This window comes from Algoriphagus aquaeductus (assembly GCF_003253485.1).
In the GTDB taxonomy this organism is placed as follows: domain Bacteria; phylum Bacteroidota; class Bacteroidia; order Cytophagales; family Cyclobacteriaceae; genus Algoriphagus; species Algoriphagus aquaeductus.
In genome coordinates this window covers 494,743-508,558 of the sequence record NZ_QKTX01000001.1, presented here as the reverse complement: position 1 = coordinate 508,558, position 13,816 = coordinate 494,743, and the positions used below count along the sequence as shown (strand labels likewise).

Here is a 13,816-nt window from a genome sequence, read left to right as displayed (position 1 = left end):
TGCTTCTCTTCCTTCTTTTCTGCTAATTTCACCCAATCAAAAACGAAACGCTATGTATACAGGACTTCAGCATGCACATTCCGGTTTGGCCTACTTGGCACTTTTAGCCTTGGTAGTCGTCATTTTCTGGGCACTTTTCGGTTCACTTTCCGGAAGGGAGTTTCAGGAAAAAGACCGTAAAATCGCATTCATTGGCTTTATTCTATCCCATGTCCAGCTCTTGCTGGGTCTGATTCTCTATTTTGTCAGCCCGGTGGGATTCTCCCTGCTGACCGGCGGAGGTGCAATGTCTGACTCAGCCGCGCGGTTGACTGCACTGGAACACCCCCTGATCAATATTGTGGCAATTGTCCTGATCACCATTGGCTACAGCAGAGCCAAAAAATTGACCACATCCCGCGCCAAGTTCAGAAGCATCTACATGATGTATGCGGTGGGATTGGTTTTAATCCTCAGCCGAATTCCATGGTCTGCCTGGTTAGGTTGATGATCCCATTTCACTGATCCCAAATCCGGCTTTATGCCGGATTTTTTGTTTTCGGCCAGTGTTTGTTTGGGTAGGTTCATCACACATTATATCCACTCAAATCACCTTTTAGTATCTTCTGCAACTTTGTTTCAAAAACATTGGATTTATAAAAATTCTACGACTACTTTTGCAACTATGATTCAAAAAGCCGTTTTGCTTTTCATGATTCTTTTACTTCCCCTAGTGAATGTGGTGGCGCAAAAATGTGAATTGGTCCTCAGAGGAAAAGTATTGCATCAGGAGAACGATCAACCGATTGAAGCAGCTTATGTATGGATTTTGGAGACAAGAACCGGGGCCGTCACCGATCAAAACGGAAACTTCATCATTCGGGAACTCTGCCCCGGAACCTACACGGTCACTGTTCAATATTTAGGTCATAAAGAAATCAGGCAAACCATTAATCTGAGCGGAAGCACAACCAATCAAACTTTCAAAATGGAGGAAGAGTCAGTAGCCCTCTCAGGAGTAGAAGTTCATGGACACCGGGAATCCGTTCAGACTACCACAGCAGTTACCTCACTTTATGGAGAGGCCCTGTTGCAATCAAGAGGAGAGAGTCTTGGGGAAAGCTTGAAAAGAATAGCAGGAGTGACGACTTTTTCCACCGGAAACACGATTTCTAAACCGGTGATCCACGGGATGCACAGCAATCGGATCATGATCCTCAATAATGGAATCCGGCTGGAAGGCCAACAGTGGGGAGCCGAGCACGCTCCGGAAATTGATCCGTTCTTAGCAGATGAAATTACGGTGATCAAAGGGGCGGAAACGGTAAGATTCGGTCCTGAGGCCATGGGAGGTGTAATTTTAGTCAATCCTCCTTCCCTACCGGTAAGTAAAAAGCACAGTACGGAAATCAATCTTTTGGGCGCTTCCAATGGCAGGATGGGAAATTTTGCCGCCTCGCATTCGGGAGGTTCCGGCAAAATTGCAGGATTAGGATATAGAGTTCAAGGCTCTGTAAAAAGAGCAGGAAATGTCCAATCACCCCGATATTTCCAAGACAATACCGGAATGTCAGAGTATAATTTTTCCGGTTCGATAGGATATAGTTCCAAAAAATTGGGAATCGAAGGGTACTACAGCTTTTTCAATACCGAAATCGGAATTCTGAGAGATTCACATACCGGCAACCTTTCCGATCTGGTAGAAATCATAGCAAACGGAGAACCTTTCAACAAGCCTGATTTTACCTTCCAGATCAATAACCCACGACAGGTGGTTGCCCATCATTTGGCAAAAGTAAAGGCCCACTACCATCTCAGTCCAGCCTACAAGCTCAATTTCCAATACGGGTTTCAACTCAATGAGCGACAGGAGTTTGACCGCAGACGTGGGGATCTCAATGCTCGCCCTAGCCTGGATCTGCAGCTGTATACCAACACCTTGGACCTATTTCTTGACCATAGCCGAAATTCCAATTGGAGTGGTTCATTAGGGATCAATATTATCCAACAGGCGAATAGCAACGTTCCAGGCACCGGGGTAACCCCTTTGATACCCAATTATGATATGATCAACGGGGGAGTCTATCTTATTGAAAAATATCTAAAAGGACCATTGGAAATCGAGGCTGGCTTGAGGTATGATTACCGAACCGTCAGTGCGGCAAGGTTTATTGGAGGAGAACTTCAGGAGGCCGATTTGGACTATCAAAATTTCTCGGCTTTTATCGGTGGATTATACCAGCTAAGTCCGTATTTCTCTTTTAGCTCCAACCTTGGGACAGCTTGGAGACCTCCCAATGTGAATGAGCTTTTCAGCCAAGGCTTGCATCACGGAGCAGCTGCCGTAGAAATCGGTGATCCGGATTTGAATTCAGAAAAATCTCTCAAATGGGTCAATAGCCTGGAATATGAAGGGAAAAGGGGTGGTGTAGAACTCACCGCATATGCCAATCAGATCAGGGAATACATCTATCTGAATCCAACCGGGGAGACTTTCGTCAGCTTGCGGGGCACCTTCAACGTCTATGAATACCTGCAGGCAAACGCTCTGTTTTACGGTTTGGACCTTTCAGGAACCTACGCGTTCACAGACCAGCTCAACGGGTATTTCAAAGGTTCCATCATTCGGGCCAAAAACACCGAAACGCAAACCTATTTTCCTTTCATTCCCTCGGATCGGATGGACTGGGGACTTGCCTACTCATTTGGAAAAGAGACCCATCGAGTTACCCTGAGCAATGTCCTTGTGGCCAGACAATCCCGTGAGCCGGAGTTTGATCTGGCACCTGCCCCACCCGCTTATGCCTTATTCAACCTTGGTTATAATCTGAAAGTTAAAATAGCTGAAAATCAACTAAATGTAGGAATTCAGGCAAACAACTTATTTAATACAGAATACAAAGAATACATGAACCGATTTCGGTATTTCTCGGCCGACATGGGAAGGAATATTTTACTTAAACTCAATTACCAATTCTAACTATCAATTATTATGAAAAACCTACGAAAGCTACCCCTTTACCTTTTTGCAGTTCTAGCTATGGGATTTGCCTCTTGCGAAAGTGAAAATCCTGAGGAAGAGAATGACGGCGAGGTAATCACAGACGTAACCCTGAACTTCCAGGAAGTAGATGCTTCCAATAATCCGGTCGGTTCTCCGGTTTCATTCAAGGCAAGTGATCCCCAAGGAATCGAGGTAGGGTCTTCACCGACTATTCAGCCTGTCAATATTACCAGAGGCAAAAGATATATCATGACGATTGAGGTATTTAACTCCATCGAAAACGAGGATATCACTGAGGAGATCCTCGAAGAAGCGGACGAGCATCAATTCTTCTTCTTGGGCCCTGCATTTACCAACAATATCATGACTATTGCCTACGCTGATGCGGGTGGAATTGCATTGGGACTGAGAAATTTGGTCACTGTTTCCTCCTCTCCAGGTACCAACAATACAACGATGAGAGTAGTATTGAGACATGACTTGAATAAGAGCTTCTCTGGCGCTTCCAATCCAAACTTTGAAAACTTTGTTCAGGCAGGTGGTGAGACTGATTTGGATATCACCTTCCCAGTGGTAATCAATTAAATTTCCCCTAAATACATAAAAGGCGCGATTCTTCCAGAATTCGCGCCTTTTTTATTTCCCCTTCTTTGGATCTAAGTTTTTTCCAAATCGATATTTAGAAACCAGGCCTATGCATTTTTTGAAATGTAAAAATCCTCTTTCCTCCCTTATCAATCTAAAAAAAGGTGCGGGCTAAAGTCTACAAAAAATCGAGTTTGCCTTTTTTCCAACTCTTGAAGGTATTGGCAATTCAACCCAATTAAACACCAGAAAATAGGAATTCTGCTCTAGCCCAAGGACTCTTCAAAAAAGGACCATAAAAAATACCTCTGAACCTAGGCTCAAAGGTATTTTTGTACTTTCTCTCAATCAATTAATAATTATTCCCGCACACAGCCATTTGCTCCATCTCAAAGCCCAGGGATGACTTTGGTCCTACATTTCCTGCTACTAAAATCACTCCGTAATCAGGCCCTTCATTGGCCAAATGGATTTTGACATGTCCGTCAAAGGATCTCGCGGCTTCAAAATCCAACGTAGAACCATCAGATAAGGCTCCCAAAACAGTCACCGACTCAAGGTTTCTCGCAGCAACAGGATTGAGCAAAAAAGCAATGGGGCTGTCTTTTTGATCGTAGCTCCCAAAATGTAAGTGGGCAGGATAAGCGTAGTCAGTGTTTGATTTCAATCCGTCCATTCTCAGTGTCAACTCCAAACTTCCTCCAATCAACTCTCTTATGGTCAATTTTCCGGTAAAATCATAGGTACTGGACTGGAAAAGCGGAAACTCAACCTGGTTTCCGGTGTATTTTTCGTCTTCCCTTTCGGAGCATGACCAACATAAAAAGGCGATGATGAATACAAGAAGTAACTTTTTCATGGATTGTATGTTTTCAGCTAAAACGAACAGAACCTTAGACCTGTTTGATTTTGAATTAAAATTATCAAATTCGCTCAGATCGAAACTATCAAAGGTCTCCAAACCCCAAAAGATACGCCTCTTTTTCGATGAAACATTTTGCGGAGCTTATTACCCGTCTCGATCAGTCCAACAAAACCGGAGATAAACTGGATGCTTTGTCCTCCTTTTTTCACAATGCATCTTCCCAGGATCAAATTTGGGGGATTGCCATTTTTTCTCATCGAAGACCCAAAAGGCAAGTCAATACCCGACAGCTAAGAACTTGGTGTCAGGAGAAAGCCGGAATTCCGGACTGGTTATTTGAAGAATGCTATCAATCCGTGGGTGATCTTGCCGAGACCATCGCACTTTTGCTTCCTCCTCCACAGGCTGAACACCAAAATAGTCTTTCTCAATGGATCAGTGAATTGAAGGCACTTGAAAATCAGGAGGAGGAGGCAAAAAAGAATTTTATCCTTTCCGCATGGGACAGACTGAACAGGACTGAGCGATTTGTATTCAACAAGCTCATTACGGGTGGTTTCCGAATCGGAGTAAGTCAAAACCTGATCATCCAGGCTTTGGCCAAGCATCTGGGCAAAGATAAATCCCAAATTGCACACGCCTTGATGGGCAATTGGGATCCAGAACGGACCAAAATGGAGACACTGGCATCACCGGTTGGCATGACCAAAGACATCTCCAAACCCTACCCTTTTTTCCTCGCCCATCCATTGGAGAATCCTGTTTCCGATTTGGGCCAAATCGAAGATTGGATTGCCGAATGGAAATGGGACGGAATACGAGGTCAACTGATCCAAAGAGGAAATCAGTCGTTTATCTGGAGCCGCGGAGAAGAACTGGTCAATGAAAAATTTCCGGAAATTCTAAATTTGGTGGGAAACCTTCCCGATGGCACCGTGCTGGATGGTGAAATCATTGCCTTCAAAGATGGAATGCCACTTTCTTTTTCGCTCCTCCAAACCCGGATCGGAAGAAAAACAATCAGTAAAAAACAGCTTCAGGAAGCTCCGGTGAGCTTCATTGCCTACGACCTCTTGGAATGGGAAGGCCAAGACATTCGGGATTGGCCACTGCACCGACGAAGAGCACATTTAGAAACCCTGCATCAATCCCACCCCCATCCCCGATTTGAACTTTCCCAACGAGTGGATGCTCCATCTTGGGAAAAACTTGCACATATCCGGCAGTCATCCCGAACGAATCTTGCGGAAGGACTCATGCTGAAAAAGGCAGAATCTCCCTATGAAACAGGACGAAAGCGGGGAAGCTGGTGGAAGTGGAAAATCGAACCACTGACCATCGACGGAGTCATGATTTACGCCCAAAAGGGACATGGCCGTCGCGCTGATTTATATACGGACTACACCTTGGCAGTGTGGGACGGGGAGCAATTGGTTCCTTTTGCCAAAGCCTATTCGGGCCTGACCGACGCAGAAATTCGTGAAGTAGATGCCTTCGTAAAGAAAAATACACGAGAACGATTTGGTCCTGTACGAACCGTCAAAGCAGAATTGGTCTTTGAAATAGCCTTTGAAGGAATCCAGGACAGTCCCCGTCACAAGAGTGGGATAGCACTGAGATTTCCCCGAATTTCACGCTGGAGAAAAGACAAACCCAAGGAGGAAGCCAATACCCTGGATGACCTCAAAGCCTTGCTCAAGCAATATGGAGGATAAGCGACTGGAAATCGGACTGGAGTACTTCCGTAAGAAAGGCTGGACGCCCTTCCCTTTTCAGATTCAGGCCTGGAAAGATTTTTTGGACGGAAAATCCGGTTTGCTCAACGCCCCTACGGGTTCAGGAAAGACTTTTGCCCTTTGGTTTCCAGCACTTTTGGAATACATCCAAAATCATCCCGACACTTGGAAAAACCCTCAAACCAACGGAATTCAGCTGATTTGGGTGACTCCGCTCAGGGCTTTGGCACAGGATCTCCAAAAAGCCATGCAGGAAGTTTGCCAAGCGATTGGTCTGCCTTGGCAAGTAGTGGTAAGAAACGGAGACACTGATGCAAAAACGCGCTCAGCGATGAAGAAAAGGCCTCCGGAATGCCTGATTACTACGCCTGAGACCCTTCACATCCTGATTTCCCAAAAAGATCACCACGAACTGTTCCAATCGCTTAGCGCGGTTGTGGTGGATGAATGGCATGAGTTGGTAGGAAATAAGCGAGGCGTGCAGGTACAGTTGGCACTCGAATATATCCAAAGTCTCAATCCTCACAGATTCAAACGATGGGCAGTTTCTGCTACGATCGGTAACCTTAGCCAAGCGGCCCAAACCCTTTTGGGGAGTGAGCTTCCCATCCACATTGTCAAGGCAAAAGTGGATAAGGAGATTGTGATTCACGCTGTATTTCCGGAGGAAATCGAGAAATACCCTTGGTCAGGGCACTTGGGGATCCGCCTGATGGATCAGGTAATCGAGATCATCGAAGGCGGCCGATCGGTACTGCTTTTTACCAATACCCGCTCCCAAACCGAGATTTGGTACCAGAAAATCCTGGAAGCCCGGCCAGACTGGGCCGGTTGGATCGCCATGCATCACGGTTCACTCGATACCTCGGTAAGAACTTGGGTAGAAAATGCCCTGCATGAAGGTGTGCTGAAATTGGTCGTGTGTACCTCGAGTTTGGATTTGGGGGTAGATTTCAGGCCGGTAGATCGGGTGATTCAGGTGGGAAGTCCCAAAGGAGTTTCCCGATTTGTGCAGCGGGCAGGCCGGGCAGGACATCAACCGGGGCTGCCTTCGGAGATCTACTTTGTTCCCACCAATTCACTCGAACTCATCGAGGCAGCCGCACTTCGGAATGCGATCCAACAGGAGGAAATGGAGTCGCAATTCACCCCTGTACTCCCTTTTGATGTCCTGATCCAGTTTTTGGTGACTTTGGCGGTGGGCGATGGATTTGACCCCTCGGAGATTTTCCCAATGGTGAAAAAAACAGCTTCTTTTGGAAATCTTTCCGATGAGGAAATCCAGTGGGTAATGGATTTTATTACCAAAGGCGGAGCCTCCTTGGGCAGTTATGAGGATTTTCTCAAAGTAGTGAAGGATGAGGACGGCAAGTATCGGGTTAAAAGCAAGAAAATCGCCATGAAGCACCGCCTCAGCATGGGGACCATCGTGAGCGATGTATCGCTTAAAGTGAAGTTCAAAAACGGAACTTACCTTGGCACTGTCGAGGAATACTTCATTTCCAAACTGAAAACCGGAGACCGATTTTTCTTTGCCGGAAGAAATCTGGAGCTGCTTCAAGTCAAAGGAATGGATGTCTTTGTCAAGGTAACCGAAAAGAAAACCAGCAATGTGGTGAGTTGGATGGGCGCTAGAATGTCCCTTTCCTCTATGCTATCACACAAGATCCGGGAGATTTTCCGAGAATACAATCGGGGAATCATCCGTTCAGAAGAGGTCCGCAAAGTATTGCCGATTCTGGATTTGCAGAGTAAGCTATCCATTGTCCCGGATGAATCCACCTTCCTCATCGAATCCCTGCAAAGTCGCGATGGATATCATTTGTTTTTCTATCCTTTCGAAGGGCGTATGATGCATGAACTCATGAGCGCACTGATTTCGTATCGGATTGCTCAAAGCTACCCGGTATCACTCAATATGGCCATGAATGATTATGGTTTTGAAATCCTTTCGGATGTCCCGATTTCTGCCGAGGAGATTCTGGAAGAAGATATTTTTAGCCTGAAAAATATTGAAAATGACATCCTACACTGTGTTAATGAAAGTGAAATGTCCCGACGGAAATTCCGGGAAATTGCCAGCATTGCCGGTTTGGTCTTTCAGGGCTATCCCGGAAAACCCACTTCTTTCAAGCATATCCAGGCCAATTCCAGTTTGCTTTTCCAGGTATTTGAGCAATACGACCCGGACAATTTGTTGTTGAAGCAAGCACGGGAAGAAGCTCTGAATCAGCAGATGGAACAGGAGATGTTTATTCAGGCCATGAAAAAGCTAAATCAGCTGGAAATTGTCGTCAGACATCCCACTCAGTTCACTCCTTTCTCCTTCCCTATCATGGTGGACCGACTCAGCCGCACCAACATTTCCTCAGAAAGTGTGGAAGATAAAGTCGCTAAAATTTTGGCCCAACTGGAAATCGACTGATCAATTGGCTCTCCAAAAGAATGGAGTAAATAGGATCAAAATGGTAAACAATTCCAGTCGACCCAACAGCATCAAAAATGAAAGCATGAGCTTAGCCTCCGGAGAAAAAAAGGAAAAATTATCTACAGGACCCACATCCCCAATCGCAGGCCCGACATTCCCCAGGCAAGTGGCTACCGCTCCCAAAGAAGTGGCAAAATCGTAACCCATTAAGGAAATCACCAATGATCCTCCAACAAAAGTAATCAGGTAAATCAACAGGAAGTTCATGATATTGTTGATGATCCTTCCCGTGACTCGCTCTCCGTTGATAATCAAGGGGACAATGGCTCTTGGGTGCACGATACGCTTAAATTCCAGCCAGGTGTTTTTCAAGAAGGTTGCGTGTCGGACAAATTTGATTCCTCCCGCGGTAGAACCGGCAGACGCTCCCAAAAACAAAAGCATAAAACAAATAAACGTAACTCCCTGTCCATACTGGGTGTAATCATCTGTAACAAATCCGGTAGTAGTGATCAAGGAAACCACCTGAAAAATGGCTTTTCTAAATGAAAACTCCCAGCCATAATCTGATTGAGAAACGATAGGAATAAATAAAATCAAGGTAAGCATCCCCACGGCCAGTGCATAAGACTTAAATTCATCACTCTTCAAAATCCTATGAAACTTGCCAATCAATCCAAAGTAAATCAAGGTGAAATTGGTACCTGCCAAAAACATAAATACGACAGCTGTGTATTGGATAAATGGATAAGCGTCGTAGTAGGCCATGGAAGCATTTTTGGTTGAAAAACCTCCTGTAGCCATAGTCGTCAGTCCATGATTGACAGCATCATAGAGCGTCATCCCTCCTGCCCAGTATAAAAGGGATGCAAGCAAAGTAAGTCCAACATACACATACCAAAGACGCTTGGCTGTTTCCGATATTCTGGGATGCACTTTATCTGATGTTGGTCCCGGGGATTCTGCCACAAACAGTTCAATCCCTCCGATACCCAAAAGCGGGAAAATAGCTACCGTGAGAACGATGATTCCCAAGCCTCCAATCCACTGGGTCATACTTCTCCAGAATAATAACCCTTTGGGCATTACCTCAATGTCAGTCAGAATGGACGCACCAGTCGTGGTCAAACCGGACATGGTTTCAAAGATTGCATCCGATACACTGACAATTTCCTTGGAAAGCAAAAACGGAAGCATTCCAAATCCTGTCATAAAGATCCAACTCAAGGCTACGATGAGGTATCCTTCTCTTTTCCGGACAAATTCATCCTGCTTGGAAAATGAAAAAAACAATACCATCCCGATAAAGAGGGAGATGGCAGCAGAAATCATGATGGGATTGGAGTTTTCGCTGTACAACCATGAAATTGCCGCCGCAGGCAACATCAGCACTCCTATCAAAAAAAGGAGGGCTCCCATGATTTTTCCGATAGCCTTCAGGTGAATCATGAATCAATGAAAAAGCTTTTCCAATGAAATTTTGGCCTCCGGTAAAGCAAAAACGATAGCCTTATCCCCGATTTGGAGTCTGAAATCTCCATCGGGAATATATACTTCCTCCCCTCGAATCACTCCGGCAACCAAGGCAGTCTCCGGAAAATGTAGCTCCCGGATCGGATGCTTGGTCAGTCGGTTGGTTTTACAAACGCTGTATTGGATAAATTCTGCGTCCACACCATAGATACCTGATACAGCATCCACGGTGCCTTTTTTGAGATACCTGGAGATTTCATTGGCCGCTACCAATTTTTTATTGATCAGAGAATCGACCCCGATGCTATGGGAAATATGGATATATTCCCGGGTATCCACATGGGCAATCGTCTTGTAGACTCCATGATTTTTGGCCGAAAGACTGGTAATAATATTGGTTTCTGAAGATTCGGTCAAGGCCAAAAAAGCATCCATTTGCTCGAGTCCTTCCTCAACCAGCATCTCGATGTTTTTATAATCTCCATTGATCACCAGCGTATTGGGCAGGTGCTCGGCCAGCCATTTGCATCGCTCTTTTTCTTTGTTGACCAAGGTCACCCGGTATTTATCCTGAAGCTTTATTGCCGTGGTCACAGCCATATCATCACCTCCGATGATCATAATGTTTTTGATCTTGACCTTTTCCTGGCCCAAGGCTTCAATGATAGATTCGGAGTTTTTCTTATAGGAAATAAAATACGCATGGTCATTATTGCGCATGATCGTATTTCCTCTTGGGATAATCGTCTTTTGGTCCCTGACTATAGCAATAATCCGGATATCCTCATAAATTGGATTGGATTTGGTATCCATGATCCGTTGGTTGACCAGCGGATTGTATTGGTCCAACGTGACTCCTACGATATTGAGTTTCCCTCCCCCAAAGTCAAAAACCTCGGTAAAGTTGGAGTTTTCGATCATATTGAAGATCTCTCTGGAGCAAAGCATGGTTGGAGAGATCAGGTTGTCGATTCCTAAATTATTGAAATAGGGAACGTTTTCCTGCTTGAGATAGGTATGGTTACGAACCCTCGCCATCACCCGCTTGGCGCCTAATTGCTTGGCAAGGACTGCGGTAACCAGATTGGTCTTTTCTGAAGTGGTGACAGCCAAAACCATATGTGCCTGGTCCACATTGGCCTGTTGCAGGACATCGAGAGAGGTAGCATCCCCCTGGATCGTGAGTACATCCAGCTTGGAGGCAGCATAATCCAACACATCTCGCTCGGTATCAATCAGGGTGATATCCTTGTTATCAAAACTCAATCGCTCAGCCAGGTGATAACCCATATCCCCTGCGCCTGCGATCACAATACTCATTCCCATAGAGGTATTTGAAGTGATCTGAGAAGCGACAAAATTAAATCCTTTACCAATGGTTTTCAGGATTTAAGCCACTTTGTTTTTCAAAATGACCGAAAAGGTAAGTAAACCGTCAATGTGTTGGACTATTCCCGGTCTTTTTTTTACCGAATCTTACTCAAGTCTCTAGTCATCAAGCAAATCGCGGCTTTGTGATTCCGGGAGTTGTTGGATCTCCTTCAGCTTACGCTGGATCACCCGGGTTCGTACTCCCACCAATTTGTCTAATTCAGTGTTTGCCTCCGTGAGCTTCTTCTGAGTTTTTTCCAGCATCTCCCCAAACTTGCCAAACTCTGTTTTGATCGCCCCCAAGACTTGCCACACTTCTGCACTTCTCTTCTGAATAGCAAGTGTTCTGAAACCCATTTGGAGTGAGTTCAATATTGCGGATAAGGTAGTCGGACCTGTGACTATCACTTTGAAGTCCTGTTGAATCTGTTGCGCGAGTCCGGGTTCGCGAAGAATCTCCGCATACAGACTCTCCACCGGGAGAAAAAGAATGGCAAAATCGGTCGTCCCCGGAGGATGAATGTATTTGGACTGAATATCCAAGGCTGATTTTTTGACTGCTTTGATCAACTCTGCTCTGCAAAAATCAATCGATGACTTTTCATTGGCCTCGTATGCATCCACCAGACGCAGGTAAGATTCTTGGGGAAATTTGGAATCAATCGGCAATAGAACAGCCTCGTCTTGTCCGGGCATCTTTACAGCAAACTCCACCCGTTCCCGGGTTCCGTTGACAGAAGCGTTCACTAGGTATTGCTCCGGTGAAAGCAGGTTTTCCAAAATTGCCTGCAACTGGTATTCTCCCAACACTCCCCGGCTTTTGACATTGGTTAAGACCCGCTTGAGATCTCCTACACCATTGGCGAGGCTTTGCATTTCTCCCAATCCTTTTTGGACAGCCTGAAGTTGGTTGCTGACCAACTCAAAAGACTGCCCCAACCGGGTTTCGAGCGTTTTTTGAAGTTTTTCGTCGACCGTTTCCCGAATTTTCTCCAGCCTTTCCTCCGTATTTCTGACCAGCTCCTCCTGACGCCGGCTGAGTTCGGAGAGCTTTTCCCGCTGTAGATTGCTCAGATCCAGCATCGATTGCCTGACAGTTTCTCCAAACTGTCTGAGTGCTTCATTTTGGTCTTTAGCGCCACTGCGTTGATTTTCAAAAACAAGTTGGAATTGTCGGATCAGATTATCTGCAGACTCTTTTCGCCCATCAGTCAAAGCCTGATTGAGGTCGCGATTGATCTGCTGGAGTTGGTCCTGTATGATTTGATTGGCTTTGCCACTTTTTCTATCCAAAAAGAAACCAATGAAAAAAAGGACTTGAAAAGCCAAAAGGAGATAAATCAACCATTCAATCTGCATAAGCCACGTGTTTGGGTGGCTGAAGGTAGTTTTTTCTCACTTCTACCCCTAAAAAGCTAAGGTATTCTGCGACAGATTCCGTCGGAATTTCTTCCATAGGCACATGACCTACTCCTTCAAAGACAATCAAATTGGATCCGGAAATGGCCTTTTCCAATGCCTCACCTTGGGATAAAGGAATCCAGGTATCTTTGGCTCCCCAAAGGATCAAGGTCGGCATGGTCAGTCGATCAAAATGAATCGAAGTATTGCGGGGCTGAGTAAGTCGATCCAGGGTTGCCCTTCGATTCCCCTCCCGGAGCATCAATTCGTAATATCGGGTGACCGCCTCCTCGGATATTTTGGATTGATCGCCATACACCTCTTTCATATTCATGATAAAAAGGAATTTTGGAGTGCATTTCAAGAGAATTTTGGAAAAAAACGGATGGGAAGCCAATCGGAAAATCCAGGCACCACCTCCTCTTGCCTGGGATTGGGTGGAGTCCAGACTCCTAACTTCTCTTCTAGGTGCTCCAGAGGCGTCGATCAAGTTCAGAGAAAGCACCTTGTCCGGCCTTTGCGAAGCCATCTGCAAAGCTACTGCCCCTCCCATAGAATTGCCTGCCAGATGGAATTTTGGGAGATTTAATTTTTCAGCAAGATCAAATACCAGCTGACTGTAGTCTTCAATACTATAGCGTTTCTTTTCGTCGGGACCGGTCAATCCATGCCCCGGGAAGTCCAATGAAATGGTCATGTAATAAGGACTTAACTCCTGCTGCCAGACATCCCAAGTATGGAGAGAGCTAAAACTACCGTGCAAAAGAAAAATAGGCTCACCTTCTCCTAAAAACCGAACATGAACTTTGACTCCGTCCACCTCAATAAAGTGGGATTGGGGCGTACTGTATTTTTCAACCACCTCCTCTTCAGGAAGATCGCTACGGAACAACAGCGCCAGAAAAAACACCAAGGAAAGAACCAACAAAGCGAGTATTTTCAAAATCTTACTTATCCAGCGCATGCTTTTTTAA

10 protein-coding genes are annotated in these 13,816 nt (G+C 45.4%); 5 read left to right on the top strand and 5 right to left on the bottom strand.

The features are described 5' to 3' along the window. Positions 1 to 52: 52 nt before the first annotated feature. The 3 genes from CLV31_RS02190 to CLV31_RS02180 all read left to right on the top strand — a co-directional run bounded on the left by CLV31_RS02190 (position 53) and on the right by CLV31_RS02180 (position 3,568). Positions 53 to 487 carry a hypothetical protein gene (locus CLV31_RS02190; RefSeq protein ID WP_111391223.1) on the top strand — a complete coding sequence of 145 codons (435 nt, stop codon included), beginning with the start codon at positions 53 to 55 and terminating at the stop codon, positions 485 to 487. A gap of 177 nt (positions 488 to 664) precedes the next feature. After that, entirely contained in the window at positions 665 to 2,959 is a 2,295-nt protein-coding gene (locus tag CLV31_RS02185) for a TonB-dependent receptor (RefSeq protein WP_111391273.1), read from the top strand. A gap of 12 nt (positions 2,960 to 2,971) precedes the next feature. After that, the gene (locus CLV31_RS02180) at positions 2,972 to 3,568 is read left to right on the top strand and encodes a hypothetical protein (RefSeq protein WP_111391222.1); all 597 of its coding nucleotides are present in this window, start codon (positions 2,972 to 2,974) and stop codon (positions 3,566 to 3,568) included. A gap of 352 nt (positions 3,569 to 3,920) precedes the next feature. Here the strand turns inward: CLV31_RS02180 and CLV31_RS02175 are convergent, their stop codons facing one another. Next, positions 3,921 to 4,427 (bottom strand): hypothetical protein, encoded by a 507-nt coding sequence (locus tag CLV31_RS02175; protein ID WP_111391221.1) that lies wholly within the window; start codon positions 4,425 to 4,427, stop codon positions 3,921 to 3,923. A gap of 128 nt (positions 4,428 to 4,555) precedes the next feature. On the opposite strand from CLV31_RS02175, the gene CLV31_RS02170 reads away from it, so the two are divergent. After that, a complete protein-coding gene (locus CLV31_RS02170; protein WP_111391220.1) occupies positions 4,556 to 6,148 on the top strand; it encodes an ATP-dependent DNA ligase in 1,593 nt (530 codons plus the stop codon). After that, entirely contained in the window at positions 6,138 to 8,594 is a 2,457-nt protein-coding gene (locus CLV31_RS02165) for a ligase-associated DNA damage response DEXH box helicase (RefSeq protein ID WP_111391219.1), read from the top strand. The genes CLV31_RS02170 and CLV31_RS02165 overlap by 11 nt, the downstream gene beginning before the upstream one ends. Here the strand turns inward: CLV31_RS02165 and CLV31_RS02160 are convergent, their stop codons facing one another. The 4 genes from CLV31_RS02160 to CLV31_RS02145 all read right to left on the bottom strand — a co-directional run bounded on the left by CLV31_RS02160 (position 8,595) and on the right by CLV31_RS02145 (position 13,806). Then, complete coding sequence (locus CLV31_RS02160) at positions 8,595 to 10,046, bottom strand: TrkH family potassium uptake protein (protein ID WP_111391218.1); 1,452 nt, start codon at positions 10,044 to 10,046, stop codon at positions 8,595 to 8,597. 3 nt (positions 10,047 to 10,049) lie between these two features. Further along, positions 10,050 to 11,396, bottom strand: coding sequence for a Trk system potassium transporter TrkA (gene trkA / locus CLV31_RS02155; RefSeq protein WP_111391217.1), 1,347 nt, complete (start codon positions 11,394 to 11,396; stop codon positions 10,050 to 10,052). Positions 11,397 to 11,558: 162 nt separating this feature from the next. Next, entirely contained in the window at positions 11,559 to 12,800 is a 1,242-nt protein-coding gene (gene rmuC, locus CLV31_RS02150) for a DNA recombination protein RmuC (protein WP_111391216.1), read from the bottom strand. Then, positions 12,790 to 13,806 carry an alpha/beta fold hydrolase gene (locus tag CLV31_RS02145; RefSeq protein WP_111391215.1) on the bottom strand — a complete coding sequence of 339 codons (1,017 nt, stop codon included), beginning with the start codon at positions 13,804 to 13,806 and terminating at the stop codon, positions 12,790 to 12,792. The genes rmuC and CLV31_RS02145 overlap by 11 nt, the downstream gene beginning before the upstream one ends. Positions 13,807 to 13,816: the final 10 nt, after the last annotated feature.